The sequence below is a fragment of the Roseibium sp. RKSG952 genome, from assembly GCF_009711355.1.
On the sequence record NZ_SMMF01000148.1, the window covers coordinates 1 to 293 of the forward strand.

The window sequence follows — 293 nt, forward strand, 5'->3', positions numbered from 1 at the left end:
ATATCTACGAATTTCACCTCTACACTCGGAGTTCCACTCACCTCTCTCGAACTCAAGACTGACAGTATCAAAGGCAGTTCCAGGGTTGAGCCCTGGGATTTCACCCCTAACTTATCAATCCGCCTACGTGCGCTTTACGCCCAGTGATTCCGAACAACGCTAGCCCCCTTCGTATTACCGCGGCTGCTGGCACGAAGTTAGCCGGGGCTTCTTCTGCGAGTAACGTCATTATCCTCCTCGCTGAAAGAGCTTTACAACCCTAGGGCCTTCATCACTCACGCGGCATGGCTGGA

Annotated in this window: 1 rRNA gene; it reads right to left on the bottom strand. The window is 52.9% G+C overall.

The window, feature by feature from the left end:
- Positions 1-293, bottom strand: a 16S ribosomal RNA gene (locus E1297_RS00365); the annotation flags it as partial.